Annotated in this window: 23 protein-coding genes; 10 read left to right on the forward strand and 13 right to left on the reverse strand. The window is 63.8% G+C overall.

Annotated elements, in window-relative coordinates; all coding sequences use genetic code 11:
• Window position 1: 1 nt before the first annotated feature.
• Genes EY713_RS09105 through EY713_RS09115 form a run of 3 tightly spaced genes read left to right on the forward strand, consistent with a single transcriptional unit; the run spans window position 2 to window position 2,788 of the window.
• The gene (locus EY713_RS09105; RefSeq protein WP_131114514.1) at window positions 2-1,135 is read left to right on the forward strand and encodes an ABC transporter ATP-binding protein; all 1,134 of its coding nucleotides are present in this window, start codon (window positions 2-4) and stop codon (window positions 1,133-1,135) included.
• The gene (locus EY713_RS09110; RefSeq protein ID WP_131114515.1) at window positions 1,128-1,985 is read left to right on the forward strand and encodes a 2-aminoethylphosphonate ABC transporter permease subunit; all 858 of its coding nucleotides are present in this window, start codon (window positions 1,128-1,130) and stop codon (window positions 1,983-1,985) included. The genes EY713_RS09105 and EY713_RS09110 overlap by 8 nt, the downstream gene beginning before the upstream one ends.
• Before the next feature lie 2 nt (window positions 1,986-1,987).
• Window positions 1,988-2,788: an ABC transporter permease gene (locus EY713_RS09115; protein ID WP_131114516.1), complete on the forward strand. Its 801-nt coding sequence runs from the start codon at window positions 1,988-1,990 to the stop codon at window positions 2,786-2,788.
• Between the two features lie 44 nt (window positions 2,789-2,832).
• On the opposite strand, the gene EY713_RS09120 is transcribed toward EY713_RS09115, so the two are convergent.
• Complete coding sequence (locus EY713_RS09120) at window positions 2,833-5,028, reverse strand: putative bifunctional diguanylate cyclase/phosphodiesterase (protein WP_245572951.1); 2,196 nt, start codon at window positions 5,026-5,028, stop codon at window positions 2,833-2,835.
• Window positions 5,029-5,535: 507 nt separating this feature from the next.
• On the opposite strand from EY713_RS09120, the gene EY713_RS09125 reads away from it, so the two are divergent.
• Window positions 5,536-6,264 (forward strand): phytochelatin synthase family protein, encoded by a 729-nt coding sequence (locus EY713_RS09125; protein WP_131114517.1) that lies wholly within the window; start codon window positions 5,536-5,538, stop codon window positions 6,262-6,264.
• Between the two features lie 27 nt (window positions 6,265-6,291).
• On the opposite strand, the gene EY713_RS09130 is transcribed toward EY713_RS09125, so the two are convergent.
• Together EY713_RS09130 and EY713_RS09135 are read right to left on the reverse strand one after the other, a co-directional pair.
• Complete coding sequence (locus EY713_RS09130; RefSeq protein ID WP_131114518.1) at window positions 6,292-7,059, reverse strand: ABC transporter ATP-binding protein; 768 nt, start codon at window positions 7,057-7,059, stop codon at window positions 6,292-6,294.
• Window positions 7,056-7,907, reverse strand: a complete 852-nt coding sequence (locus tag EY713_RS09135; protein WP_131114519.1) for an ABC transporter permease subunit — start codon at window positions 7,905-7,907, stop codon at window positions 7,056-7,058. The genes EY713_RS09130 and EY713_RS09135 overlap by 4 nt, the downstream gene beginning before the upstream one ends.
• A gap of 109 nt (window positions 7,908-8,016) precedes the next feature.
• Between EY713_RS09135 and EY713_RS09140 the strand changes: the two genes are divergently transcribed.
• Window positions 8,017-8,964 (forward strand): sulfonate ABC transporter substrate-binding protein, encoded by a 948-nt coding sequence (locus tag EY713_RS09140; protein WP_131114520.1) that lies wholly within the window; start codon window positions 8,017-8,019, stop codon window positions 8,962-8,964.
• Window positions 8,965-8,986: 22 nt separating this feature from the next.
• On the opposite strand, the gene EY713_RS09145 is transcribed toward EY713_RS09140, so the two are convergent.
• On the reverse strand, window positions 8,987-10,228 hold the full coding sequence (locus EY713_RS09145) for a lytic murein transglycosylase (RefSeq protein ID WP_131114521.1): 1,242 nt from the start codon (window positions 10,226-10,228) through the stop codon (window positions 8,987-8,989).
• 167 nt (window positions 10,229-10,395) lie between these two features.
• Between EY713_RS09145 and EY713_RS09150 the strand changes: the two genes are divergently transcribed.
• Both EY713_RS09150 and EY713_RS09155 read left to right on the forward strand, forming a co-directional pair.
• A complete protein-coding gene (locus EY713_RS09150) occupies window positions 10,396-11,481 on the forward strand; it encodes a lactonase family protein (RefSeq protein WP_131114522.1) in 1,086 nt (361 codons plus the stop codon).
• Window positions 11,482-11,525: 44 nt separating this feature from the next.
• Window positions 11,526-11,906 (forward strand): YidH family protein, encoded by a 381-nt coding sequence (locus EY713_RS09155; RefSeq protein WP_131114523.1) that lies wholly within the window; start codon window positions 11,526-11,528, stop codon window positions 11,904-11,906.
• 10 nt (window positions 11,907-11,916) lie between these two features.
• Here the strand turns inward: EY713_RS09155 and treZ are convergent, their stop codons facing one another.
• The 8 genes from treZ to EY713_RS09195 all read right to left on the reverse strand — a co-directional run bounded on the left by treZ (window position 11,917) and on the right by EY713_RS09195 (window position 20,996).
• Window positions 11,917-13,854, reverse strand: a complete 1,938-nt coding sequence (treZ, locus tag EY713_RS09160) for a malto-oligosyltrehalose trehalohydrolase (RefSeq protein ID WP_131114524.1) — start codon at window positions 13,852-13,854, stop codon at window positions 11,917-11,919.
• A gap of 128 nt (window positions 13,855-13,982) precedes the next feature.
• Window positions 13,983-14,624, reverse strand: a complete 642-nt coding sequence (dhaL, locus tag EY713_RS09165) for a dihydroxyacetone kinase subunit DhaL (RefSeq protein WP_131114525.1) — start codon at window positions 14,622-14,624, stop codon at window positions 13,983-13,985.
• A complete protein-coding gene (locus EY713_RS09170) occupies window positions 14,624-15,631 on the reverse strand; it encodes a dihydroxyacetone kinase subunit DhaK (RefSeq protein WP_131114526.1) in 1,008 nt (335 codons plus the stop codon). The genes dhaL and EY713_RS09170 overlap by 1 nt, the downstream gene beginning before the upstream one ends.
• A 16-nt stretch (window positions 15,632-15,647) precedes the next feature.
• Window positions 15,648-16,415: an SDR family oxidoreductase gene (locus tag EY713_RS09175; protein WP_131114527.1), complete on the reverse strand. Its 768-nt coding sequence runs from the start codon at window positions 16,413-16,415 to the stop codon at window positions 15,648-15,650.
• A gap of 51 nt (window positions 16,416-16,466) precedes the next feature.
• Window positions 16,467-17,282, reverse strand: coding sequence for a DeoR/GlpR family DNA-binding transcription regulator (locus EY713_RS09180; RefSeq protein ID WP_131114528.1), 816 nt, complete (start codon window positions 17,280-17,282; stop codon window positions 16,467-16,469).
• Window positions 17,283-17,343: 61 nt separating this feature from the next.
• Window positions 17,344-18,372 (reverse strand): substrate-binding domain-containing protein, encoded by a 1,029-nt coding sequence (locus EY713_RS09185; RefSeq protein ID WP_131114529.1) that lies wholly within the window; start codon window positions 18,370-18,372, stop codon window positions 17,344-17,346.
• A gap of 46 nt (window positions 18,373-18,418) precedes the next feature.
• A complete protein-coding gene (locus EY713_RS09190) occupies window positions 18,419-19,423 on the reverse strand; it encodes an ABC transporter permease (protein WP_207388228.1) in 1,005 nt (334 codons plus the stop codon).
• Window positions 19,413-20,996 carry a sugar ABC transporter ATP-binding protein gene (locus tag EY713_RS09195; protein WP_131114530.1) on the reverse strand — a complete coding sequence of 528 codons (1,584 nt, stop codon included), beginning with the start codon at window positions 20,994-20,996 and terminating at the stop codon, window positions 19,413-19,415. Before EY713_RS09195 ends, EY713_RS09190 begins: the two co-directional genes overlap by 11 nt.
• A 171-nt stretch (window positions 20,997-21,167) precedes the next feature.
• Between EY713_RS09195 and EY713_RS09200 the strand changes: the two genes are divergently transcribed.
• A complete protein-coding gene (locus EY713_RS09200) occupies window positions 21,168-22,700 on the forward strand; it encodes an FGGY-family carbohydrate kinase (protein WP_131114531.1) in 1,533 nt (510 codons plus the stop codon).
• On the forward strand, window positions 22,697-24,403 hold the full coding sequence (locus tag EY713_RS09205) for a glycerol-3-phosphate dehydrogenase/oxidase (protein ID WP_210215322.1): 1,707 nt from the start codon (window positions 22,697-22,699) through the stop codon (window positions 24,401-24,403). The genes EY713_RS09200 and EY713_RS09205 overlap by 4 nt, the downstream gene beginning before the upstream one ends.
• On the opposite strand, the gene EY713_RS09210 is transcribed toward EY713_RS09205, so the two are convergent.
• Complete coding sequence (locus EY713_RS09210) at window positions 24,400-25,407, reverse strand: diguanylate cyclase domain-containing protein (protein ID WP_425374351.1); 1,008 nt, start codon at window positions 25,405-25,407, stop codon at window positions 24,400-24,402. The genes EY713_RS09205 and EY713_RS09210 overlap by 4 nt on opposite strands.
• Here EY713_RS09210 and EY713_RS23555 point away from each other — a divergent pair.
• Window positions 25,378-25,881, forward strand: a complete 504-nt coding sequence (locus tag EY713_RS23555) for a hypothetical protein (RefSeq protein ID WP_425374352.1) — start codon at window positions 25,378-25,380, stop codon at window positions 25,879-25,881. The two genes, EY713_RS09210 and EY713_RS23555, sit on opposite strands and share 30 nt — an antisense overlap.
• The last annotated feature ends 234 nt before the right edge of the window (window positions 25,882-26,115 follow it).

Consider the following 26,115-nt stretch of genomic DNA (forward strand, 5'->3'; position numbering starts at 1 on the left):
CATGTCGGTTTCGGCTCTGGCCGCGTCTGATGCGCCAGCCGCAGCTGTCGCCGTCCGGGGATCGAGCGTTTCCTTCGACAAGGTGACGGTCGCCTATCGCGGCGCGGTGGTGCTGAAGCCGATGACGCTGGACATTGCGGCCGGCGAGATCCTGGCGCTGATCGGCCCGTCCGGTTCCGGCAAGACGACCGCGCTCCGTGCGGTTGCGGGCTTCGTGCGGCCGGTCAGCGGCCGCATTCGCATTGGCACGACGGACGTCACCGACCTGCCTCCCTACGAGCGTGGGCTCGGCATGGTGGTGCAGAATTACGCGCTGTTTCCGCATATGCGGGTCGAGGGGAATGTCGCGTTCGGGCTTCATGCTCAAGCCGCACCGAAGGCGCTGGTGGCCGAGCGGGTCGCCGATGCGCTGCGGATCGTCGGCATGGCCCCCTATGCCAAGCGCTATCCGCGTGAACTCTCGGGTGGCCAGCAGCAGCGCGTCGCAATCGCGCGCGCTCTCGCGGTCCGCCCCCGTGTTCTGCTGCTCGATGAGCCGCTCTCGGCCCTCGACGCGCAGATCCGTCGCTCGATGGTGGAGGAGATCGCGCGCCTGCACCGTGATCTTCCCGATCTGACGATCCTCTATGTGACCCACGACCAGAGCGAAGCGCTGACGCTCGCCGATAAGATCGCGATCATGAAGGACGGCGCGATTTCGGCCCATGGAGCGACCGCCGATCTCTATCGCCGCCCGCCCAACCGCTTCGCAGCGGAGTTTCTCGGTCGCGCGAACCTGCTCCCCGTGACGGTGCTCCACCCCGGCACGTCGAATGGCTTTGCGACCGTCCGGTCCGGAGCGGTGTCGTTGGTGGCTGCCGGACAGGGCGAAACCGCCGGGACCGAGCGCCTGCTTTGCGTTCGACCGCAACATGTCACGCTGACGCGCGAAGACGCTCAATCCAACTGTATCCAGGGGGTGCTGCGCGAGGTCCATTGGCAGGGCGAACTCACCCATCTCGTGCTCGAGATCGACGGAACTCCAATCCGCGTCGTCGCGACTCGGCTGCCGGCGCTGCCGCGTCCGGGGACCGCAATAGACCTCTTCTTCGCGCCGAGCGACGCGACCCTCATCGCCGACAATCTCAATGGCTGACGCGGTTGTCTCGACGCCGCGATCGAAACCGCTGACATTCGGGGGCGCCTGGATCGTCCCCCCGGCGCTGCTGCTCGCGGTCTTGTTCTTCTATCCGCTCGCCTTGATCGTCCGAACGGCGTTTCTCGACGAGAGCGGGGCTTTCACGGCACAAGCGGCGCTGCAGGTCGTCACCTCTCGCTCGTTCGTCGGCGCTCTGCTCAACACCATGACGATCGCGGTCGCCTCCACGGTCGGCTGCGTCGTGCTTGGCCTCGTGCTGGCGCTGATGCTCGCTTTCGTGCCGTTTCCGGGAAGTCGCTTCATCGCCCGGTTGATCGACACGTTCATCGCGCTGCCGACCTTTCTGATCACGCTGGCGTTCACGTTCATCTATGGCTCGGCCGGCATTCTGAACGAAGCGCTGGTGCAGGGCTTTCACCTGACGGCGCCCCCCGTCGATTTTCTCTATTCGGCATGGGGGGTCGTGCTGGCCGAGGTGACGGTTTACACGCCCTTCGTGTTGCGTCCGCTGCTCGCCTCGTTCTCGCTGCTCGACCGCAGTCAGATCGAGGCCGCGAGCATTCTCGGCGCACGCCCATGGCGGATCGTTACGCAAGTGATCCTCCCGGCCGCGGTCCCGGCGTTGATCGCCGGCGGCAGCCTCTGCTTGCTGCTGACCGTCAACGAGTTCGGCATCGTGCTCTTCATCGGCGCCAAGGGCGTCATCACCCTGCCGTTGTTGATCTACGACAAGGCCATCCAAGAATCGGATTATCAGACCGCCTGCATCATCGCGGTCGTCAACGTGGCCTTGTCGCTCGGCTTATTTGGGCTTTACCGTACGGCCGCGCGCCGGTTTGGGGCCTGACCATGCTGGTCTGGTCGCGCTCGGGCCGCATCGTCATCTGGATCCTGGCCGCGTTGCTGCTCGGCGTGCTGTTTCTGGCACCGCTCGCCGTCATCGTAGTGGCGAGCTTTTCGCAGCAATGGAGCGGCGTGCTGCCGACCGGGTTCACGGTCGAGCATTATAGCGATGTGGTGTCCGGCGCCTCGCGCGATGCCATCTGGGCGAGCCTCGCGACCGGGCTCGTGGCGAGCCTCGTGGCGCTGGTGGCTGGGACATGGGCGGCTTTGGCCTTGCGACTGCAGGGAGAACGCTGGGGCCGACTGCTGGGTCTGCTGTTCTTCGTTCCGAGCGCGGTGCCGTCGGTCTCGGTCGGCCTTGGCTTGTTGGTCGGATTCAGCCAAAAGCCGTTCCTGCTCAACGGCACAGTCGCGATCGTGCTGATCGCTCACTTCGTGCTGGTGTCGGCCTTTACGTTCGGCACCGTCTCGGCTGGCCTGATGCGGCTCGCTCCGGATTATGAACAGGTCGCCTCGAGCCTCGGCGCGCGACCGTTCTACCAACTGGTCCACGTGACGCTTCCGCTGATCGCACCCTATCTCGTGGCCGCTTTCGGGCTCAGCTTTGCCCTCTCGATGGGCGAACTCGGCGCCACCGTCATGCTGTATCCGCCGGGATGGGTGACGCTGCCGGTCGCGATCTTTGGTCAGACGGACCGCGGCGATATCTTCTCGGGTGCCGCGCTGACGATGGTTCTGGTCGTCACCACGCTGGCGTTATTGCTTGGCCTGGAGCGACTTCCGCTCAAGGCCGCCGCGAGCCGATAGCAAACTCGCCAAGCCGCAAGGGCGCGGTGTCGGCCGCCACGGCCTTAGCCACGTCCGTTGCGTTGGGCGCCCCCCGCGCGCGACAGACGCTTTGCCAAAACATCCGGATCGACCGCTTTGCCGAACCAGTGGCCCTGGCCCACCTGGCACCCCATCGCTCGAAGCATATCGGCTTGCCGTTTTGTCTCGAGGCCTTCGGCGATGACCGTGACGTCGAAGTCCAACCCCATCGAAACGATCGCCCGGACGATCGCGGCATCGTGCTTATCGGTCAACATGTTGCGGACGAAGCTTTGGTCCACCTTGAGAGAGGTCAGGGGAACGCGCCGCAGCGAACTCAGCGACGCGAAGCCGGTCCCGAAATCGTCGAACGCGATCCCGATTCCAATGTTCCGAAGCTCTCGAAGCGGTTCGAGCATAGCATCGTCGTTTTGCAACGCGATCGTTTCCGTCACTTCGAGTTCGAGATAATCCGGCGTCAGGTCATGACGGGCGAGAGCCTCCGTCACGACCTTCGCGAGATTGCCTGACCGGATCTGCGCTCCGAACAGATTGACGCTCATCTTCATCGGAGGAATTCCGTCCTGTCGCCAAGCGGCCGCTTGACGACACGTCTCCTCGAGCGTCCACCAACCCGCATGCAGAGCCAGCGAACCCTCCTCGAGCCCATGCATGAACGCTTTGGGCAGGAGAAGGCCGCGCTCCGGATGTTGCCATCGCATCAAGGCTTCCACGCCGACGATCGCGCCTGTCGTGAACGAGACCTGCGGCTGATAGAACAGGCGCAATTCATCTTGTCTGATCGCGCGGCGCAAATCGTCCCGAAGCATATGCCGGGCCGCGACGCGATCGCGCATCGGGAATTCGAAGAGGCGGAAGTGACGACCGCCGTCGTTTTTGGCGCGATAAAGTGCGAGATCCGCGCTGGCGATCACCTCATCCCGGTCTGAACCGTGGTTTGGCCAGATCGCACCACCCACACTCGCGCCAATGATGACGTTGTTGCCCGACACGTCGAATGGCTTGGCGAAGACATCGAGAAGTTTCGACGCTTGTCGGCCGAATTCGACCGGATCCGCCAAATCCGGAAGCACGACCAGGAACTCGTCGCCGCCCCAGCGCGACAGGAGGGCAGCTTGATCGAGTGCCGCCGTCAGCCGCAGCGCGATGGTCTGGAGGAGCGTGTCGCCGGCCGCGTGACCGATGTGATCATTGACCTCCTTGAACCGGTCCAGATCGAGCATCAGCACCGAAAACCGCGTCTCGGAGGCCATTAAGCCGTCCAGGTATTCGTTCAGGTGCCTGCGATTGACAAGCCCCGTGAGGGGATCGTGATGGGCGAGCCGCAAGAGCCGCATATCTCGCTGCCGCCGCTCGGTGATGTCCCGCATGACCGAGCCCATGCCGAGACCCGAAGGGCTCTTCCACTGGAAAAACGAGAATTCGATCGCGATCTCGTGGCCATCGCGATGGACCGCCGGCAGCTCGATCGTCTTGCCCGCCAGTCTGGAGGGCGCGCCGTCTCGTAGCTTGGCCATTGCATGGGCGTGATCGAGCCTGAACCGCTCCGGGATGATGAGGTCGACGTTGCGACCGACAATCTCGGCGCGGGGGTAGCCGAACAGAAGTTCGGCTACCCTGTTGAGGAACACGACCAGGCCGTGCCGGTCGGTCGACAACAGGGCGAGGTCGGTGGTGTCGGCGAATGCCGTCATCGTGCCGCTCACGAAGGCGTCGCGGCGATTGTCGATCAGCCTCATGGTTGTTTGCGAGGCTTGACGGAGCAGATGGCATTCGCGTTCTGACAAGGGCAGTCGCGGCTTTGTATCGATGATGCAGATCGAGCCGATTCGAGATCCGGCCGCCGTAATCAGCGGTGCCCCCGCGTAAAATCGAATGTTTGGGTCGCCAATCACATAGGGGTTTTCGGCGAACCGAGCGTCGAGCCGTGCGTCGGGAACCACGAGGATATCGTCGGACAGAATAGTATGGCCGCACAAGGAGAGACGCCGCGAGAAGCTCGACCCGTCGATCCCCACAGCGGCCTTCAGCCACTGGCGCTCGCTTTCGATCAAGGACACGAAGGCGATCGGGACATCGAAGATCCCCGCGACGAACCGGACGATAGCGTCGAACTCGGCTTCCGGCTCACTATCGAGGATGCGGAAACTGTCCAATTCGCGCAGACGGGACTCCTCCTGTGAGTCTCCGTAACCGCGGCGGTCGTCAGGCGCCGGCACAGCCGCTCTCTTTTGCTTGGCGACTAGCGCTGAGGGTCGGGTCGGACCACACCATCTTGAGGGCTCGACATTGTCTGTCTGCCGTCACCATCGTACCCGGAAAAGACCCGGTCATCGTCAAATTGAAGCTCCGTCGTGAGGGCCTTTTGATAAGGACAATCACCCGCAAGTCTGCTCGCGCAGACATTAATGAATTATACCGTATAGCGGATATATATTGCTGCGTCGATCAAGCCAGCGTGGCCTGTGATCAATCGCCACCGTCGACCGTTACCAGTATACGGGAATGCGGCACGTCGCGTTGGCGTCCGTGGTGATAACGCGCATGAGGTTGACCGATTGAATGGCTGAGATGGAGGATGAGCGACACCATCCATCCGATCTTGGTTTGCTGCTATAAAGTCGCGGCACCTGCACGACGGTCACGGATCCTGCTACGCTACCACCGAATGACGGCTCGCAACCGTTACGGCCATCTCGGTGCTCGTTCGCCGGAAAGGACCAGCCGTGTCACCATTCTTAAGCCGTTTGCTTCTCTGCTGGGTGCTGTCGACGACCGGCGTGTCGGCGGAAACGCTGGCGCTTCCGACCCGGCTCATCGATCTTTCGTCTGATCAGGGGGAGGCTCTGCTTCTCGAGACGAAGCCTCTCGATGCCTACCTGCCGATCAGCGTCGCCTTCGAGACGCAAAAAACGCAGGCCTATTGCGGTGTCGCCAGTATCGTCATGACGCTCAACGCGCTGAAAACGCCCGCGCCCAGCAGCCCGCCCTACCAACCCTATGCCGTCTTCACGCAAGATAACGTGCTCGACCAAAGGACCGAAGCGGTGCTGCCGCGCGACGTGCTGGCCCGCCAGGGTATGACACTCGATCAACTCGGCGGCCTCTTGGCCCTGCATCCCTTGCTCGTCGAGGTGCATCATGCGGTGTCCGGCGGCCTCGACACGTTTCGCAAAACAGCCGGCGATTATCTTTCGACCAGAGGGCATGTGGTCATCGTCAACTATTTGCGAAAATCGCTGGATCAGGAGCGGGGCGGCCACATTTCGCCACTGGCGGCTTATGACGCGAAGGCGGATCGCTTTCTCATCTTGGATGTTGCGCGCTACAAATATCCGCCCGTATGGGTCACGGCATCAGACCTGTTCGACGCCATGAATACGATCGATGCCGATAATGACGGCAAGACCCGAGGCTATGTGCTCGTGGCGAACGGAGCCGGGGCGCAGCGCTGAGGGCATTTCGACGAGTATCGCCTCCGCTCAGGTCGACATGAGTTGCGTCAGCAACCGCTCCTCGAGATCAAGCGCCTCGACATGCCGGGTCGAGCGCGGCCGCGGCGCAGCGTTGAAAACATCGAGCGTGACGGCGCCATCTTGCAGCACGATGATGCGATCGGCCAGCCGAACAGCCTCGGCCACGTCATGGGTCACCAGCACGGCCGTAAAACCCTGTGTGGTCCAGACATCGGCGAGCAACGTCTGCATTTCGAGCCGCGTCAAGGCATCGAGCGCTCCGAGCGGCTCGTCCAGCAGCAGCAGGCCAGGGCGGCTGACCAGCGCCCGGGCTAGCGCGACCCGCTGCTTTTGCCCGCCGGAGAGAACGGTTGGCCAATCCTGGGCGCGCGCCTCGAGCCCGACCGCCCGGAGTGCGTCGATCGCGAGGCTTCGGCCGGCCTGCCGCGGGACCTCGGCCTTGAGGCCGATCGCGACATTATCGAGCACGCGAGCCCAAGGCAGCAGGCGCGGCTCCTGAAACATGATGCGGGCGCTGCCGGGCTGGGCGGGGCCGCCGTCGAAGGTCAGCCGTCCTGTGGTAGGCTGATCGAGCCCGCAGATCAGTCGCAGCAAGGTGCTCTTGCCCGAGCCGCTGCGTCCGACGATGGCCAGGAACTGTCCTGCCGGAACGTGCAAGGATAGCCCCGACAGGACATGGGTACCCTCGAAGCTCTTGCCGATCCGGTCCACCGCGATCGACACACCCTTGGTGGACGAGGCGATAACTGCCTCCTGCCGTGGAGCAAGGCTCATGGCGCGCTCGACGCGGACGAGGCGCGCCACGGCATGCAGAGGCGCTCGACCAGTGTTGCGGCCTCGTCGGCCAGCTTGCCCAGAAGCGCATAGATCACGATCGCCATGACGACGATGTCGGTCTGCATGAATTCCCGCGCCTGCATGGCCATGTAGCCGAGGCCGGATTGAGCCGCGATGGTTTCGGCGACGATCAGGGTTAGCCACATGATGCCGAGGCCGAAGCGGATCCCGACGAAGATCGAGGGGAGAGCGCCGCGAAAAATGACGCGTCGAAACAGCGTCGGGAGCGACATGCCATAGCTCCGGCCCATCTCGATCAATTGCGGATCGACCGAGCGGACACCATGGAGCGTGTTCAGGTAGACCGGGAAAAAGACCCCGAGCGCCACCAGGAAAAGCTTAGCGGATTCGCCGATGCCGAACCACAGGATGACCAGCGGGATCAGCGCCAGATGCGGCACGTTCCGAAGCATCTGCAGAGTCGTGTCGGTGAGCCGATAGCTGAGGCGGGATAGGCCGTTCGACAAGCCGAGTATGAAACCGATACTGCCGCCAACCACGAATCCCGTGATGGCTCGCAGAAAGCTGACCGCCATATTGGCCGGAAGCTCACCCGTCAGGGTCGTCTTCCAGGCCGTCATGAGTACCGCAGAGGGGCGCGGTAGGATCGTTTCGGGCACGAAGCCGAATTGGCTGGCGAGCTGCCACGCGAGGAGCAGCACGGCCGGGACCAACCAGCCTTGCAGGTGCGACGCGACATTCCCGACCGCCAACGGAACGCCTGAGCCGGATTGGCGAAATGGCCTCACCTCGATCACGCCAAGAGCCCTGGACCTGTTGCTCATGCCTCATTCACCCGTCGTCAAAGCATTTCTATAAGTTGACCAAATTACTAGACATTGCAAGTTCCAGTTGGGTCTTGGGTGCTATGCTGTAACGGATGGGGACTTTTCGATGCTCGGACATGTGCGTTTCGTCGCCGCGATGGTGGTTGGAGCCGCTACTCTGCTCTGCGGGGTTTCGGCCCATGCCGCCGATCCGGTGGTGCGGATCGGCTATCAAAAATATGGAACGTTGATCCTGCTGAAATCGAGGGGTGAACTCGATGCGAAGCTGAAGGCGATCGGCTACGGCGTGACCTGGACCGAGTTTCCAGCGGGACCGCAACTGCTCGAAGGGCTGAATGCGGGCGCGATCGATATCGGTGCGACCGGCGAGGCACCGCCCATTTTCGCGCAGGCCGCCGGTGTGCCGATCGTCTATGTGGCGAGCGAGCCGCCCGCGCCATTGGGTGAAGCGATCCTGGTTCCGAAAGACAGCACGATCCGCGCCGTCTCGGATCTCAAGGGCAAGTCGGTGGCGCTCAACAAGGGGTCGAACGTCCATTATCTGCTGGTCAAGGCGCTCGAAAAGGCCGGCGTCGCCTACACGGACATCAAGCCGGTGTTCCTGGCCCCCGCCGATGCGCGGGCCGCTTTCGAGCGCGGCTCCGTCGACGCCTGGGCGATTTGGGATCCCTATTATGCGGCTGGACAGGCCGGCACGGGCGCCAGGACTCTGGTGACCGGGACCGATCTCGTCCCGAACGCACAATTCTACCTCGCGTCGAAGACCTTTGCGGCCAACAACGCGAAGGCGATCGACGTGGTGATCGCGGCTCTCGACGACACCGACCAATGGGTGAGTGCGCACCAGGCCGAGGCCGCGGCGCAATTGAGCGACGCGATTCATATTCCGGCTTCGATCATTGCGACTGCGCTTGGCCGACAAAGCTATGGCGTCGCTCGCATCACGACGGGAGTCGCGGCCGAGCAACAGAAGGTGGCCGACGCCTTCGCGATATTGGTGTTGCTGCCGAAGTCCGTCAGCATCGCCGACGCGATCGCGACGCCGGTTCCTTGAGGGTCGCGGCTGGCGCGGTCGGCTACTGGCTCGACAGGGCGCGGAGCAATGCGCTCGTCGGGTTGCCGTCCGGCACCATCTTGACGCGGGCCTGTGCCAGCCGGATCGTGTCCCGCAAGGCAAGACTGATCCGGCCTTCGCGGTTATCGACCGGAAAGCCGAGAGCGACGAGGCGCGTCTGAAGGGCGATCCGATCCGGCCGCGACATGGGTACGGCCGTCGGCCAAGCGGCCTTGATGGTCGCGCCGCCCTCCATGCGGTCTGCCAATTGCGCGACGCTCAGCACATAGGCGTCGGAGAAGTTATAGGTCTTCAGCACCTCGAAATTCTCGGTCACGAGGAAGGCGGGTCCCGATGCGCCCGCCGGAAAGAACAAGACGGCGTCGCCCGGGCTTTGGAGCGGCGAGCCGTCGGCGCGCGTGACGCCGCGCGCGGCCCAGTCCGCAAAGCTGCCTCGGCCGATCGCAACATCCAGCCCCTGCGGCAGCTTCACCTCGAAGCCCCAGGGCCGGTCGGGTCTATACCCCTGCTGACGCAGAAAATTTGCGATGGAGGCGAGCGTATCGGGCACGCTCCCCCAGATATCCCGGCGGCCGTCGCCGTCCTGATCGACCGCATATTTGACGAAGCTCGAAGGCATGAATTGCGGTTGCCCCATCGCACCGGCCCAGGATCCGACGAGATCCTGCCGCCGCACGTCGCCCTTTTGGAGCAGGTCGAGGCAAGCCAGCAGTTCGGCCCGATACAGTGTCGGCCGGTAGTTCATGGCCGCCAACGTCGCCAGCGAACGCACCACATCCTTGCGCCCGGTCGACGCGCCATAGTTGGTTTCGAGGCCCCAGACCGCCACCAGAATGGATCGCGGTACACCGTAGCGGTTCTCGATCGCGCTGAGATCGCTGGCCCAGCGGGCCCCCTCAGCGTTGCCGGCCGCGACCCGCGCTGGCGTGACTTGCGACGCGAGATACGCGCCGATCGGTTTGGCGAATTCGGGTTGCGAGCGGGTCAGCGGTGCCAGCGCGGCATCCGGCGTCATGGCCGCGAAGGTGGCGTCAAAAACCGCGCGCGAAACACCCCGGCTCTGAGCCTCCGGCCAAATTCCCTCGAGAAACGCCTGAAAGGTCGTCGAGTCGATTGCCACTGTTGCGGGTTGCGCCATCGATGCGGCTGCGGCCACGCCAGCAAAGGGAAACAGCAGGGTCAGTGCACAAGCGGCCACGAAGAGGGGTGTCTCGCGAATGAGGCGGCCGGTTCTCTGTCGCATCGATGTCCCTCTGTCACGCGTGGTCGCGCAGCCTTACTCGAACGGGTCGATCGAGGAAACACGAGCGTTGGTCGAGCGCTGCATGGACGGTGGACTTCCCGCGCCTCGTCCTGACATAAGGTTTCGGGACAAGATCGCAGCGGGAGACGACGTCTTTGAGCACGAGCATGATGGTAGTCGGCAGCCTCAATCGTGACACGCCGTATTTCGGCACCGCGGCTGGCGTCGGATTGTCCGTGTTCCGCTTCGATTCGGCGGTCGGCACGGCCGAGTTACTCTGCGAGGAGCGTGGGATCGACAATCCGACCTACCTCTCCGCAAAGGCCGCCACCGGCTGCATCTATGCCGGTTCGGAAGTGTTTGGCTGGCACGAGGGAACCGTCACGGCTTTCCGCTTCGACGCGGAGACTAACCGCCTCGATTATATCAACAAGCAACCGAGCCTTGGGAGCACCACGGCGCATACCGGCCTCGACCCGGACGGGCACCATGTGCTGGCCGCCAATTATGCGCTGGCGCCAGCCGGGGAAGGGCCGGATCGTGCCGTTGTGATATTCCCGGTCCGCCCGGATGGCGGCCTCGGCGCGCCGATATCCAGCATTCGCCATGTGGGGCAGGGGCCGAATGCCGAGCGTCAGGAGCGGTCGCACGCGCATTGCATTCTGCCGAGCCCGGACGGCCGTTTCGCAATCGTGGCCGATCTCGGTCTCGATCGTCTGTTCTCCTATCGGCTATCGGAGGGACACTTGTCGGAACCGGCCGCCGCGAGCCTTGCGCTGACGCCGGGCTCCGGGCCACGCCATTTCCTGTTCCACCCCAACGGGGGCATCGCGCTTCTCGTCGGCGAACTCGACTCGACCCTGACGTCGCTGCGCTACGAGGCCGAGACGGGCACGTTCCAGACGATCGAGACCGTGCCGATGCTGCCGCCCGATTTTACCGGGCCGAGCGACGCCGCCGATCTGCAACTGCATCCGGCCGGTTTCGTCTATGCGTCTAACCGGGGCCACGACAGCATCGTCATCCATAAGCTGGACGCGGATACCGGCGATCTCACTAGTGTTGGCCACCATCCGTGCGGCGGGCATATTCCGCGCAACCTCGCGATCGACCCCACCGGGGAGTTCCTTCTCGTCGCCAACCAGAAGAGCGACCGCATCTCGATCTTCCGCATCGATGCAGCGAGCGGGACCTTGTCGGATCATGGCTCCCTCACGCACGGCACGCCGATGTGCATCAAGTTCATGGTCTAGCCGACGCTGCGTTGAGCCGGTCCATTCTCGATGAGGCGAACACGATGATCGAGCGATACAGCGACCATGCGGCCAACGAGCGAACGTTTCTGGCCTGGGTCCGAACCGCCATATCGATCATGGCGTTCGGATTTCTGGTCGAGAAATTCGACCTCTTCCTTGAGATCGCGAGCAAGTCGTTGGCGGGCCGCCCCCTTTCGGTGAGCGGCCAGGCTACCGGCAACGTCGCGGGTCTGATTCTGATCGCGCTCGGCGGCGCGACCATGATCCTGGCGACGATCCGCTACCGGAAGACGGCCCGCGACATCGACAGCGCGGACGTCCGGCCGGGGAGCGGAGCGAGGCTCGATGTCGCGCTCGCGGCGATGCTCGTGTTGCTCGGGGCGACCTTGTTCGTCTACCTCGTCTACACCGTCGTGGTGTGACCCCATCACCTCAGGTCTGCGGCGCGGCCTTGCCGGTCCGGTCATCCGGAGAACTCGGCGGGTCGATCGGCATGCTCGAAGCTGCCTTCGGATCGACGGGCCGCATCACGATCGCGCACTGGCCGGGAATATGCCAGCCTTTCGCGGTCTCGACGTCAGGGGTGCCTGTCCCTCCATAAGCAGGGTCTTCGCTCGACCACTGGACCGCCCAGGCCTTGCCGCGCGGAGGTGCCACGAGCGGTTCCGAAAAGCCCGGCCGGTTGAGGTCGCGGCCGAGATTGACGATCATCAGCCGGTCGTCTCCGTCCCGCTCCAAAAAACGCACCAGAAAAGCATGGGGGGCCAGAACGGCGCCATCGGCCGCCGGGCGGTGATGCGAGTTGAAGGCCCGGTCGTCGCGCCGCAGCCGCAACAGGTCGCGGTGCATGTCGAGAATTTCGGCATTGCGCTCCACCTCGCTCCAATCGAGCTTGCAGATCTCGAAGGTCTTCAGCGATTCTGGATCGGGCAATTGGGCCTGACTGGCCGGCGTCGCGAGGCTTGGAAACTGCGCCAGATACTGATGCCGTCCGGCCCGCACCAATTTGGCGAGGTCGGGATGGTGATCGGCAAAATAGCGAAACGGCGCCGAGGCCCAGAATTCCTGCCCTTGAAATAGCATCGGCGTGCCGGGCATCAGGATCGAAAAAGCCGTGATGGCGCGGGCCGTGGCCGGGCTCGTCACCTGATGCAGACGCAAACCACGAGCCGAATTGGCGACCTGGTCGTGGTTCTGCGTGAAGGTCACGAAGGCGTCGGGGTTGAGGTCGAGCGCCGGGGTGCCCCGCGCCTCCCCGGAGGCGCCGTAGATCTGGCCTTGGAACAGATAACCGTATTTGGCGGCCGAGATCAGCTCCTGCGGACTGCCCTCGTAATCCTTATAGTAGAATTCGCTCCGTCCCGTGGCCGCCACCATCGCCGAATGATGCAGATCGTCGTTCCACACCGCGTCGAGCCCGAAGCCGCCCGCCTCGGCGGGACGAACAAGATCGGTGTTCTGCGGCTCGTTCTCGGCCACGATGATGATCGATCGTGATCCGGCCGCGGACCGGGCCGCTCGACCCAGCGCCGCGACGACGTGATCGGCGGAATCGTCGTAGATGTTCTGTGTCGCGTCGAGGCGAAGACCGTCGAAATGATATTCGGCGATCCAATAGGCCGCGTTGCTGATCGTGAGATCGCGCATGCCATGGGCGTTGGGTCCGTCGTAATTCAGCGCTTCGCCCCAATCAGTCTTATGCCGATCCGTGAAGTAGTCCTTGGCAAAGGTGTTGAGGAAATTCCCGTCGGGTCCGATGTGGTTGTAGACGACGTCGAGGATCACGCCGAGGCCGATGCTGTGCGCCGCGTCGACAAACGCTCTGAGGTCGTCGGGCTCGCCGTATAGACGGGTCGGCGCGAACAGGTCGACGCCGTCGTAGCCCCAACCGAAGCGGCCCTGAAAGTCGTTGACCGGCATCATGTTGACGACCGTGATGCCGACATCCTTGAGGAACGGCAGCTTCTTGGCGGCGGCGGCCCAGGTTCCCTCTGGCGTGAAGGTGCCGATATGCATTTCGTACAGCACCTGACCATTGATGGTCAGGCCGGTCCACGCCTGATCGGTCCAGCCGAAAGCTGCGGGATCGATGACCTGCGAGGGTCCCGTCGGGCGCTCAGGCTGAAAGCGCGAGGCGGGATCGGGATATAGCATGGCATCATCGTCGAGCCGGAACCGGTAGCGCGCGCCAGCCGCGAGGCCCGCGAGCGTTCCGGCAAAGTAGCCGTCCTGGTCGGCCGCGAGCGGATGCTCGCCACCATCGAGCACCACCGACACACGCTGGTGCGATGGCGCCCAGACCCGGAACGACACGCCATCCGGCACGAGTTCCGCCCCAATCGGAAACCGTCGCGGAAGGGGATGAGTCATGGAGAGGTCCTCGGTTGGGCTGGAGGCTTATAGCTGTGCCTGAGCCACAACCGAATGACCATGCCCCGTCGCGAGTTCCCGCCGCGCGTCGATCGGCACGACAAACAACATCGCGGACGACGCGTCGTTTACAATCGTTGCTTCAGCCCCTCGGCCAAGGCACGCAGCAGCAGCCGGCAGGAGGCCGCGCCCGCATCGTGGAAGCCGCGCGACCGTTCGCCGAGGCGGCTGGCCCGGCCGATCTTCGCCACCATGTCGCGGGTCGATTCAAAGCCCGCATCGGCGGCCGTCTCGAGCGCCGTGAGGCAAGCCGCGAAGGTCTCGCCGCGCGCCGCCGCCGCATCGAACGCGGCCGAAGCCGGGGCGAGCACGTCCACCAGCGATTTGTCGCCCGGTTTGGCTTCGCCGAGATCGGTCACGGCCGCGATGCCCTTGTGCAGCATTCGCCCGAAGTCGTCCCGGTCGAGGCTCGTCTTGCCCTTCAGGAAGGTCGACATGTCGAGGAAGAAGCTGCCGTAGAGCGGCCCCATCGATCCACCGATCTCGTCCAGCAACGTTTCGGCCAAGGTCGCGAAGCCATCGCCGAGGCTCTGCGGCGATGCCGCGAGCTTCTGGCCCGTCATGCGGAAACCCTTGCTCATGTTGACGCCATGGTCCCCGTCGCCGGTCGCCCCATCGAGTTCGCTGAGATAGGCCGCATGGGCCACAATGGCCGTGACCATATCGTCGAGGATGGGTCCGGCGGCTTTGAGATCGACGCTGTCGGCCATTATTGAGCTCCTGTCACGGTCAAGCCGATCGAATGCGCCGGGGCGGCGATCAGGCGGTCGAGTTCCGCATCGAGCCGCGTCACGGTGATCGAGGCGCCCATCATCTCGAGCGAGGTGAAGTAATTGCCGATGAAGCGATGCCGGATCGTGATCCCATGGCTCGCCAGGATTTCGACGACGTGCCCATAGAGGATGTAGAGCTCCATGACGGGCGTCGCGCCGAGGCCCGAGACCAGCACCGCAACCTCGTCGCCGCGCTCGAACGGTAGGTCCGGCACGATGGTGTCGAGCATCAGGGCCGCCATATCCTTGGCGGGCTTGGTCGGCATCACCGCGATGCCCGGCTCGCCATGATGGCCGATACCGACCTCCATTTCGCCGTCCTTGATGATGAAATTCGGCTTGCCAGCGGCCGGGATCGTGCACGCCGACAGGCCGATGCCGACGCTGCGGGTGTTGTCGATCGCCTTCTGGGCGACCGCGATCACGGCGTCGAGATCGGCGCCCTCAGCGGCCAGCGCCGCCGCCGCTTTCCACATGAACACCTCGCCGGCCACGCCGCGCCGCTTTGATCGCTGGTCCACCGGGGCCGAGGCCGCGTCGTCATTGGCCACGACGGTCTTGACGGTCAGCCCCTCGCGTTCGGCCAGCCGTACCGCCATTTTGACGTTCATGTTGTCGCCGGCGTAATTGCCATAGAGGCAAGCGACGCCGCGCCCGCCATCCGCCGCCTTGAAGGCAGCCTCGAAGGCGCGGGCGGTCGGGGATGCGAAAACCTCGCCGATCGCGACGGCATCGACGAGCCCCGGGCCGACGAAGCCGACGAAAGCGGGCTCGTGGCCCGATCCGCCGCCCGTCACAATGCCGACGCGGCCCTGCTGCGGGACCGCGACGGCGCGGATGACCCGGTTATGGCTGGTGCGGGCGAGAAGATCCGCATGCGCTGCCGTGAGGCCGACGAGCGCATCCTCGACGACGTTATCGGGATCGTTGATGATCCGGTTCATGCTGAGGTCCTCGTTGTCATTGGATGGTGTAGCCGCCGTCGATGGCGAGATCGGCGCCATTGATCATCGCGGCGGCCGGGGTCGCGAGATAAAACGCCGCAAGCGCGATCTCTTCCGGTTGGGCGAAGCGGCGAGACGGAATGAGCTTCTTCATGGCCTCGCCGATGTCACCGGCCCAAGCCTTGCGCCCGAGTTCGGTCTCGACGACGGTCGGGCTGATGGCGTTGACCGTGATGCCCTTCGGGCCCCATTCCAAGGCCAGCACTTTGGTCATGCCGACGATCGCGGCCTTGCTGGTGCAGTAGGCCACATGGGATTGCAGCGCCACCGAGGCGGCCTGTGACGCCAGATTGATGATGCGGCCGGAGCCCTGCTTCAGCATGTGCAGGCCCGCCGCCTGCGAAAACAGGAAGGGCGCCGTCAGATTGATCTGCATCGTGAGATCCCAATCGGCGCGGGTCGCCTCCTCGGCAGGCGCAAGGCGCGCGACTCCGGCATTGTTGACGAGGATATCGATGCGGCCGAACTCCGCCGCGATCCGATCGATGCTCTGCTTGGGCGCGCCATCCTCCGCGACATCCGCCTCGATCCCAAGATGACCGTGTCCTACGAGCGCGGCGGCGGCGGCGGCGACCTTTGGGTCACGGTCGATGAGGGCCAGCCGCGCGCCGCGTTCGGCAAACAGAGTCGCGATCGCGAGACCGATGCCGCTCGCGCCGCCGGTCACGACCGCGGTCTTGCCGGTCAGCGAAAAGGCCTTGTCGAAGGTGAAGTCGTCGGACACGAAGTTTCCTTTCTGGTTCGGTGACGTGGTGGAGATGTCAGGCGCGGGTGATCAGCACGGCACGACGGTCAGGTTGACCTTCTGGTCGCGAAGGCGTTGTCGCTCGGCCTCCGGCAGTCCATCGTCGGTGATGACGTCGTCGAAGGCGTCGAGACCGATCAGCCGGTTCAGAGCCGTGACGCCGAACTTGCTGCTATCGACGATCAGGACCCTACGGTCGGCGACGCTCATCAAGGCGCGTTTGATCTTCAACACCTCATCGTCCTGATGAAAGACGACGCCGCCAAAAACGGCGGAGGTCGACATGAAAACCGTGTTGGCGCGCAGCGTCGCGATGACGGTCTCGCAGGTGAGCCCGAAAAACGCGTTCAGCCGCGCATTATGGGTTCCGCCGAGCGCGATCAGCTTGATGCCATGCGCTTCCTTCAGCCGGTCGATCATGGCGAGGCCGTTGGTGATCACCGTCAAGGGCGTCAGGCGGGACAAATGCGGCGCGATCATCAGGGTGGTGGTCGATTCGTCGAGCAACAACGTCTGACCGGGATGGACCAGCGCGGCCGCCGCGCGAGCGATGGCGGTCTTCTGCCGCTCGGCGAGATGCGAGCGATAGCCGAAACTACTCTCGACCGAACTCGACTCGTGCAGCGTCACGCCGCCGTGCTGTTTGCGAACCATGCCTTGTTCGGCCAGGGCATCGAGGTCGCGATGGATGGTCATGCGGCTGACGCCGAAGCGGGACGCCAATTCGTCGACCTGCGCCGAGCCCGAGCGGATGATCTGCTCGAGCATCAGCTTGCGCCGGTTCTCGATCGCGCGTGCGCCACGGGCCGGGTCGGAGGTGAGAGGGTCCGCCGCGCTCGTCGGCAAGGCTAGCTCCAGTTCAGGTCGGCACCGGGGACACAGAATGCGCCCCCGGCTAGGCTAGTGTTTACTGGTTGGCATAGTCGCCCGAGGCGAGGTTCTGCTTCACCAGCTCCGGCAAGCCTTCGATGAACTTGTCGGAATGGTCGAACAACTGGTCGTAATACTTATCCACCGAAGCCTTGGTGATGCCGGGCATTTTCAGCATCATGAGGGCCGGCGGCTTCTTGCCATTCAGGTAGTCGATCGCGACCTGCATGGCTTCGCCGAGTTCGAGCGCGCCATTTTGCAGATTGGTCTGGACCATGTCGCCCGAACGGAGGGCGCGGAGGCCATCCTTGATGCCGTCGACGCCGGAAACGGGAATCTTCCCGTTCATGCCCTTTTCCTTGAGGGCTTGCACGGCACCGATCGCCATATCGTCGTTTTCGGAGATCACGCCATTGATGTCCTGGCCATAGCGCGAGAGCCAATCCTGCATCAGCTTATAACCCTGCGTCCGGTCCCAGTTGGCGGTCTGCATCGCCAGGACCTTGATGCCGGTGTTCTTGGCCAGGATGTTCTGCACGCCGGTTGTGCGGTCCGTCGCGCCGGATTGGCCGATGGGGCCCTGCAGCACCACGACATTGCCCTTGCCCTTGAGCGCGTCGACGACCGCCTGAGCCTCCTGTTCGCCGGCTGCGACATCGTCCGGCCCGAGATAGGCGACGAGCTGCTTGGCGGCCGGACCCGAAATGCTGGCATTGGTGGCGAAGACCGGAATGCCGGCCTTGACGGCCTGATCGATCTGCGGACCGAGCGTGGAGGAGTTCACCGGAACGATGACGATCGCATCGACCTTTTGGTTGATGAACTGCTGGATCTGCGAAATCTGCGTATTCACGTCGTCCTTCGCGCTCTGCCACAACAACGTCGCGTTGCCGGCTTTGGCGACGGCCTCGGCGCCTTGTTTGCCCCAGGCGATGAAGGACGTCATGTTATAGACCGTGAAGCCGATCGTGGGGTGAGCTTTGTCGGCCTGAGCCGGCGCGCCCATCAGGGTCGCCACGCCCGCCAGAAGAAGCGCGGCCAAGCCGCTGCGCCTTGAATGCGTCATTCGATGTTTCCTCCAGTGTTTTTTTGGGTCGTCCACGGTCAGACGATCAGTCGTCTTTCCGATTCAGGGTGGAGTCGATGAAGACCGCTCCGATGATGATCACGCCCTTGATGATGAGCTGGTAGAAGGGCGAAACGTTCAGGATGTTCAGGCCATTATCGAGCACGCCGATAATCATGAAGCCGAACACCGTGCCGAAGATGCTGCCGCGACCGCCCATGAGGCTGATGCCGCCGATGACGGCGGCCGCGATGGCATTGAGCTCGTAACCCGCGCCGGTGGTCGAGATCCCGGCGGTGGCGCGCGAGGCCAGCACGACGCCGGCTAACCCGGCCAGCAACCCCGATAATGTATAGACCGTCAGCCGGATACCGCGGAGATCGACACCCGCGACCCGCGCCGCCTGCGGGTTGCCGCCGGTCGCGTAGATGTGCATGCCAAGGCGGGTTCGCGACAGCAGGATCCACGAGCCGAGCACCGCCAGGATCATCAGAAGCACCGGCACGGGGAACCCATAGATGTCGCCGCTGACCGCAAGGAACGGGTCGGACAGGCCGGAAATCGGCTGGCCGTCACTCAGGACGTAGGCGATGCCGAGCGCGATCGTCATCGTGCCCAGCGTCGCCACGAAGGCCGGTACGCGGGCGACCGCCACCAGCAAACCATTGGTGAGGCCGATCGCGCCGCCGGCCAGCACGCCGGTCAGCACCGCCGCCACCGTGAAGCCGACGCCATCCCGCTGCGCCACCAGGGCGGCCGCGACGCCCGCCATCCCGACGACGCTGCCGACCGACAGGTCGATGCCTCCGGTCAGGATCACGTAGGTGGCCCCGGTCGCCAGCAGCGCATTGGTCGAAACCTGCAGCAGAACGACGTTGAAGTTCGAGAGTGTAAAGAAGCTGCCGTTCGAGACGCCGAGCACGCCGACGAAGACGATGAGGATCAGCACGAGCGCGTAGCGCAGCAACAGGTCGCGCAGGTTGAAGCGCGACGGCGGCGCCATGGGGACCGTCAGGGCGGCCGTCGAAACGGGAGCGTCGCTAGGCTGCATGTTTGGTCTTTCCCATGGCGAAACGCAGGATGGCTTCCTGGCTCACCTCGTCGCGGGACAACTCGCCCGCGATGGCGCCGCCGCGCATCACCAAAATGCGATGACTAAGATTGATGAGTTCGGGCATGTCGGAGGAGGCGAGCAGAACCGCGACACCACTATCGGCAAGTTCCTGGACGAGTTTGTAGATTTCGCTCCGGGCTCCGACGTCGATGCCGCGCGTCGGCTCGTCGAGGATCAGCAGCTTCGGCGTACCGGTCACGAGCCAGCGCGCGATCGCGATCTTCTGCTGATTGCCGCCGCTGAGATGAGAGAGCGTCTGCGTCAGCTTGGAATATTTGACCCGGGTGCGCCCCAGCACGTCCAGCGTGCGGGTACGGCGCTCCGCATGGTCGACGAAACCGGCCGCGTTGGTGAACCGATCGAGATGCGGCAGCGTCACATTGTCGAGGATCGACAGCGACGTCAGGACGCCTGCGAGCTTGCGATCCTCCGGCACCATGGCGAGGCCGCGCCGGATCGAGGCCGCGGGATTGCCGAGCCCGAACGGTTGGCCATCGACCGAAACCGAGCCGGTGGCGCGCCGCAGCCCGAACAGACCTTCAAGCAATTCGCTGCGGCCGGCGCCGACGAGGCCGCCAAGGCCGACGATCTCGCCCGCCTTCACGCTGAACGAGGTCGATGCGCCGTAACCTGCGACCCGCAGGTCCTGCACCTCCAGAACCGTACGGTCGGAGCGTGAGAGCTTACGGTCCGGAAACAGATCCGGGACGTCGCGCCCGACCATGTCGGCGATGATCTGCCGCTCCGTCAGGGCGCTGGTCGGGTCGTGCCGGATGAAGGCCCCATCCCGCATGATCGCGACCGTATCGGAGATCTGCTCGATCTCTTCCATGCGATGGCTTGTGTAAAGAATACAGGCTCCGCGTGAGCGCATGACGCGGATCACGCGAAACAGCTGCTCGGTTTCGCGCGTGCTGAGCGAGGAACTCGGCTCGTCCATGAGCACGATGCTGCTGTCGCGGGAGGTGGCCTTGATGATCTCGATCATCTGGGTCGAGGCCACACCGAGGCGCCGCATCGAGGCCTGCGGGTCGATGTCGAGACCGAATTCCTCGAGCAGACGACGCGCCTCGGCCACCATGTCGCCGCGACGCAGGAAGCCGAACACAGACGTCTTCTCGCGCCCGATCATCAGGTTCTCCCACACCTTCATGTCTGGGATGGGCAGCAATTCCTGCGGGATGATGGAAACGCCGAGCTGCTGGGCGTGGCGCGGATCGAAGACGTAGACCGGCACGCCCTTGATGGTCAGGATCCCCTTATCGGGCGCGAGTTGGCCCGATATGATCTTGAACAGGGTTGATTTGCCGGCCCCGTTCTCGCCCGCCAGCACGTTGACGGTGCCCGGCTCGAACCGAGCCGTGATGTCGCGCAGCACCGGGATTCCGTCGAAGCCTTTGAACAGGCCATTGAACGCCAGCGCCGGACCAGACGGGAGCGCGTCCGGCGTGGCGGCGTGAGAGGTGGGTCGTTCCTCCTGCTTCGGCTGATCGGCTGATCGCTGATCCATCACAACGTTTCCTCGCTGGCATCGTCATCTGGTGTGACGTTTTTCGAGCCAGAGTGTATAAATCACATTCTCTAGGACAAACGTAACATTGCGATGTTACACGTCAAGCAAAATACACCGTCGCGCTCGTCGGGCGATATAAGTGATTTGGTCGTCGGGAAAGGGGAACGCATGCTGCTCGGGCTCGATTGCGGCTCCACCGCCATCAAAGCGGTCCTGTTTGATCCAGCGGGCCGGACGGTCGCGACCGGGACCGGGAGGACGGATCCGCGCACGCCTTTGCCGGGTCACGTCGAGCAGGACATGCCGAGCCTGTGGGCCGCTGCGGCGGGAGCCATTCGAGATGTGTTGCAACAGTCCGGCATCGATCCGGGCGCAATCTCCTGTGTCGGCGTCACGGGTCATGGCGACGGGCTTTACCTGATCGACAGAGCGGGCACGCCTCTCGGCGCCGGCATCCAATCGGTTGATAGTCGGGCGCATCGGATCGTCACCGGTTGGGAACGCGATGGTCGGCTTGAGGAAGCCCTGCGCCTGACGGCGCAACGACCGTCCTGCTTTGCGGCGACGGCCCTCCTGGCCTGGATCAAGCGGCATGAGCCGGAACGCTACGGCCGGATCGGTCATGTCTTGTTCTGCAAGGATTGGCTTCGACTGTGTCTGACCGGCGTCGTGGCGACGGACCCGACCGATGCGAGCACGGCTTTCACCGATCCGCTCACGCAAGCCTACGACCCCGCGATCCTCCATCTGTTCGGGCTCGATGATCTTGGCGGAGCGCTTCCCCCCATCCTGCCGAGTTGCGGCCGCATCGGTGTGGTCACTCAGGAGGCCGCCGCCATTACCGGCCTCCTGGCAGGAACACCCGTGTCGGGTGGGTTGCACGACGTGACGGCGGGAGCGGTCGGGCTCGGCAATCTCGAGGCGGGCGTCCTCTCGATCACGGCCGGCACCTTCAGCATCAACGAAACGCTATCGGATCATCTCGTCTCCGATCCGCGCTGGTCGGCCCGCGCCGGATTGCGGCTCGGCCAATGGATGAACATGTCGATCTCGCCCGCATCGTCCAACACGGTGGATTGGTTTCTGCGCCAAGGCTACGCGGCGGAGCTTGACGCGCGGCTTGGGGGGCCATCGATCTGGACCCGCCTCGACGCCGATCTCGCGGTCGCCGCGACGGCGGATGCGCCGCTGTTTCATCCCTTTCTCTATGGATCGCCCTATAACGGGCCGGCGAGTGCCAGCTTCTTCGGCCTGCGCTCCTGGCATACACGGGCCGATATGCTGCGTGCCGTGATGGAGGGTGCCGTGTTCAATCACCGCTTTCACGCCGATGCTCTGGCGTCCCGTTTCCCGATCCACCGCGCGGGTGTGACCGGCGGCGGATCGTCAGTCCCGCGTTTCGCACAATTTTTCGCCGATGTGCTCGGTCTGCCGGTCGATATCGCCGAAGCACCGGAGGCGAGTGCGCTCGGTGCCGCGATGGCGGCCGGCGTCGGCGTCGGGCTCTATGGATCGCTGCCGGAGGCCGCCATGGCCTGTTGCCGTACCGCCGCGCGTTACGAGCCGCATCCCGAACGGCACGCCCTGCTCAGCCAGCGCTATGCGCGCTACAGCGCCTTGGTTGAGGCCGTTCGACCACTCTGGGCCGAGATGGCCGGCAGCGCCGGACCGATGACCTCCAGCCGAGACGGTCGCTCATGACCCACCCTGATCCGCATGCGGTCCGTGCCGAGACACTGCGCCGTTTGACGGCCGATCCGAAAGTACCGGTGCTGATCGTCGGCGCCGGGATCAACGGTGCCGGCACATTCCGGGATCTCGCTCTGCAGGGCGTCGATTGCCTGTTGGTCGACAAAGGCGATTGGTGCGGCGGCACCAGCGCGGCGCCCTCGCGCCTTATTCACGGCGGGCTGAAATATCTTGAAACGGGCGAGTTCCGGCTCGTCGCTGAATCGACCCGCGAGCGCAATTTGCTGCTCCGCAACGCGCCGCATTTCGTCAAGCCGCTGCCGACCATGGTCCCGATCAGGTCCTATGCGGGCGGCCTGCTGCCCTCGATCAAACGCTTTTTAGGGCGCAAGGCCAAAATGGCGGATCGAGGCTTATTGATCGTGGAGGTCGGGCTGGCGATCTACGATTGGCTCGGTCGCAAGCACCGCGTCATGCCGCGTCATGGCGTGATGCTCCAAGCCGCGGCACGGCGGCGCTTTCCGAAGCTCGATCCATCGATCGTGGCAGCCTCGACCTATTACGATGCGAGCGTCACTCAGGCCGAACGGCTCTGCTACGAGCTCGTGGTCGATGGGCAGAAGGCTCATCCTGGTGCGCGGGCGCTGAACCACGTGGCGGTCACGGGGCTTGCCGACGGTCGCATTCTCCTCACCGATCAGGTCACCGGTGCCGCCAGCGCGGTCGAGCCGAAGGTCGTGGTCAATGCGGCCGGGCCGTGGATCGATCAGGTCAACCACGCGGTGGGGCTCAACAAGGCCTATATCGGCGGCACCAAGGGGTCGCATCTCGTCGTCGACAATCCCGAACTGGTCCGCCAGATCGACGGTCACATGATTTATTTCGGCTCCTCCGATGGCCGGATCTGCCTCGTCTATCCGTTCTTCGGCCGCGCGCTGATCGGCTCGACCGACATCAAGGCCGATAATCCGGACGATGTCGTCTGTGACGATAGCGAGGCGGATTACATGCTCGGCATGCTGGGCGAGGTGTTCCCGGATTTGTCTGTCACCCGAGAGCAGATCGTCTACCGCTACACGGGCATCCGCCCGCTGCCGGCGGCTCAGGTCGATGATCCGGGCGAGATCAGCCGCGATCACTCATTGGCGCGCGATATGTTGCCCGGCGGCAGCGTTCCGGTGCTGTCGATGATCGGCGGCAAATGGACGACGTTCCGCGCCTTCTCGGCCGATACGACCGATGTCGTGCTCGGCTTGGTGGGACGACAGCGACGTCGCGACACGACCTTCGAGCCGATCGGGGGAGGTCGGGACTATCCGATCACGCCATCGGCACAACGGGGCTGGATCGCGGGCGTTGCGGCGGCCTTCCGGATCGGGCCGGCGCGCGCCGGCGTTCTGCTGGACCGTTATGGCACCACGGCGGAGGCCATGCTGGCATCGTTCGATGGCTCTCCGGAGATGCCGCTGGCGAGCCTTCCCGGCTATACCGAGGCCGAAATTCGCTGGATCGTTCGGCACGAACAGGTCGTGACCCTCGACGATCTCGTGTTTCGCCGCCTGCCGATTGCCTTTTCCGGGCGCCTCGACATCAAGGCTTTGACGGAACTCGCCACGGTGGCGGGTGACGTCCTGGGATGGAGCGCCGACGAACGGGATGCGGAGATCGCGCGCGTCGCGCGCGTCGCCAAGCATCGGCATGGCGTTCGACTTTAAGCCGCGCTCAGGAGCCGATCGCCCCGGCAGCAATTTCGACCGTCGGCTTTGGCGCGATACATCGCCTGGTCGGCCGCCGCAATGAGGATGTCGCTGTCTGTACCAAGCGTCGGCTGACAGGTCGCGATCCCGATGCTGACCGTCGCTGTTTTGTTGCCCGATGCGACATGCGGGTGCCGCAGCTTTGCGATCGATGCGCGAATGTTTTCCGCGACCTGAAAGGCGCCCGCTGCGTCGGTGGCCGGAAGAATGATGGTGAATTCCTCACCCCCGTATCGGGCGGCAAGATCGGCCGGCCGTCGTAAATTGCTCGACATGCAGGTCGCAAACTTCTTCAGCAATTCGTCGCCCGCTTGATGCCCGAAGGAATCGTTGAAGTCTTTGAAGTGGTCCGCATCGATCATCAGAAGCGACAGCTCAGAACGATCCCGGATGCCGCGTCGCCATTCGATATCCAGCGCTTCGACGAAGCGCCTGCGATTGGCCAATTGGGTCAACGGGTCCGTTGCGGCCAGACGAGCCAAGGTCGTTTCGACAGCCGCACGACGCGCGATTTCTCCGTTGAGCAAGATCAGAAGCGCCAGGCAGCCGATGCAGAGCAGCGCCAGGATAGCGCCGATGATCAGCGCCTTTCGCCACCATGCCGCATAAGCGGCATCGCCCGGGATTTCGACGACCTGGATAAGCGGCAGCGAGCCGATCCGGTGAAACGACACGATTCGACTCTCGCCGGCGATGGGCGACAACCCCTCGAAATGTCCCTTTTGCGCCGAATTGAGAATCGCAAAATTATCGGCATTGCGGATATTGCGGCGAATTTCAGCGTTCACGAAAGGTTCGCGAAGAATGATCGTGCCATCGGTTCGGAGCAGCGTCGAGGCCCCGCCAGGACCAAGGTTCAATCCTTGGTAGAGCGTGGTGATGTAGCTCAGCTTGATGTAGCCGACCACGACACCTCCAAAGCTGCCATCGGCATGATCGATGCGGCGGCTGAGAGCGACCATCCATGTGGCCGTGAGACGACTGACGAAGGGCTTGCTGACAAACAGACCAACATCTCTCGTGCCGCTGTGGACTTGAAAATATTCTCGGTCCTGAAACGAGCTCGTCGCGCGGATCGAAGCCTTGGAGGCGGCGCGAATGAAACCCGTGTCGTCGAGAACAGCGATCGAGACATTCTCATCCGACGCAAGCCAGCTATCGAAGAGAACGAGGTCGCGCAGCTTCGGATCCAAGTTCTGGACGGCTGGATTGCTCCACAATTTGGTGATCGACAGAAGGCCGTCGTCGATCAATTGAAGATTGCGATCGACATCGCTCGCGACTGTCGATGCCAGATTTCCGGCGGCATTTTGGATCTCATTGCTGACGTCGCGGCGGGCATCGTGCATGACGAGACCAAAGACAAGACAGATCGCCAGCAATCCAACAGCCAGGATGCCCATCAGCAATCGACGCGCGGCGATGCTCTCGCCTAATCGGCCGAAAGCCTTGGTGGACGTCGATTCTGCTCGCTGCAGCATCACCGCTCCCTTGAGCAGGATCGGATATGGTCGAGCCACATGGCGGCTCGACCCCGAGAAGACTGCTCGCCCTTTGAATGAGAAGCGCTAACGACACGGCGATCGCACTCTCGAGATTGGTGCGATGCATAGCATAACTCTTCGAGCGAGAGATTAACGACGCTCGCCGAGGCGCGGCACAGTCGACAT

The organism is Lichenihabitans psoromatis, assembly GCF_004323635.1.
Taxonomy (GTDB): Bacteria; Pseudomonadota; Alphaproteobacteria; order Rhizobiales; family Beijerinckiaceae; genus Lichenihabitans; species Lichenihabitans psoromatis.

Bases quoted from the DNA above. Each gene is read 5' to 3' on its own strand.
- EY713_RS09105 (WP_131114514.1), top strand. From the start codon at position 2: ATGTCGGTTTCGGCTCTGGCCGCGTCTGATGCGCCAGCCGCAGCTGTC.
- EY713_RS09110 (WP_131114515.1), top strand. From the start codon at position 1,128: ATGGCTGACGCGGTTGTCTCGACGCCGCGATCGAAACCGCTGACATTC.
- EY713_RS09115 (WP_131114516.1), top strand. From the start codon at position 1,988: ATGCTGGTCTGGTCGCGCTCGGGCCGCATCGTCATCTGGATCCTGGCC.
- EY713_RS09130 (WP_131114518.1), bottom strand. From the start codon at position 7,059: ATGAGCCTTGCTCCACGGCAGGAGGCAGTTATCGCCTCGTCCACCAAG.
- EY713_RS09135 (WP_131114519.1), bottom strand. From the start codon at position 7,907: ATGAGCAACAGGTCCAGGGCTCTTGGCGTGATCGAGGTGAGGCCATTT.
- EY713_RS09140 (WP_131114520.1), top strand. From the start codon at position 8,017: ATGCTCGGACATGTGCGTTTCGTCGCCGCGATGGTGGTTGGAGCCGCT.
- EY713_RS09145 (WP_131114521.1), bottom strand. From the start codon at position 10,228: ATGCGACAGAGAACCGGCCGCCTCATTCGCGAGACACCCCTCTTCGTG.
- EY713_RS09150 (WP_131114522.1), top strand. From the start codon at position 10,396: ATGATGGTAGTCGGCAGCCTCAATCGTGACACGCCGTATTTCGGCACC.
- EY713_RS09155 (WP_131114523.1), top strand. From the start codon at position 11,526: ATGATCGAGCGATACAGCGACCATGCGGCCAACGAGCGAACGTTTCTG.
- treZ (WP_131114524.1), bottom strand. From the start codon at position 13,854: ATGACTCATCCCCTTCCGCGACGGTTTCCGATTGGGGCGGAACTCGTG.
- dhaL (WP_131114525.1), bottom strand. From the start codon at position 14,624: ATGGCCGACAGCGTCGATCTCAAAGCCGCCGGACCCATCCTCGACGAT.
- EY713_RS09170 (WP_131114526.1), bottom strand. From the start codon at position 15,631: ATGAACCGGATCATCAACGATCCCGATAACGTCGTCGAGGATGCGCTC.
- EY713_RS09185 (WP_131114529.1), bottom strand. From the start codon at position 18,372: ATGACGCATTCAAGGCGCAGCGGCTTGGCCGCGCTTCTTCTGGCGGGC.
- EY713_RS09190 (WP_207388228.1), bottom strand. From the start codon at position 19,423: ATGCAGCCTAGCGACGCTCCCGTTTCGACGGCCGCCCTGACGGTCCCC.
- EY713_RS09195 (WP_131114530.1), bottom strand. From the start codon at position 20,996: ATGGATCAGCGATCAGCCGATCAGCCGAAGCAGGAGGAACGACCCACC.
- EY713_RS09200 (WP_131114531.1), top strand. From the start codon at position 21,168: ATGCTGCTCGGGCTCGATTGCGGCTCCACCGCCATCAAAGCGGTCCTG.
- EY713_RS09205 (WP_210215322.1), top strand. From the start codon at position 22,697: ATGACCCACCCTGATCCGCATGCGGTCCGTGCCGAGACACTGCGCCGT.
- EY713_RS23555 (WP_425374352.1), top strand. From the start codon at position 25,378: ATGATCGATGCGGCGGCTGAGAGCGACCATCCATGTGGCCGTGAGACG.
- EY713_RS09210 (WP_425374351.1), bottom strand. From the start codon at position 25,407: ATGGTCGCTCTCAGCCGCCGCATCGATCATGCCGATGGCAGCTTTGGA.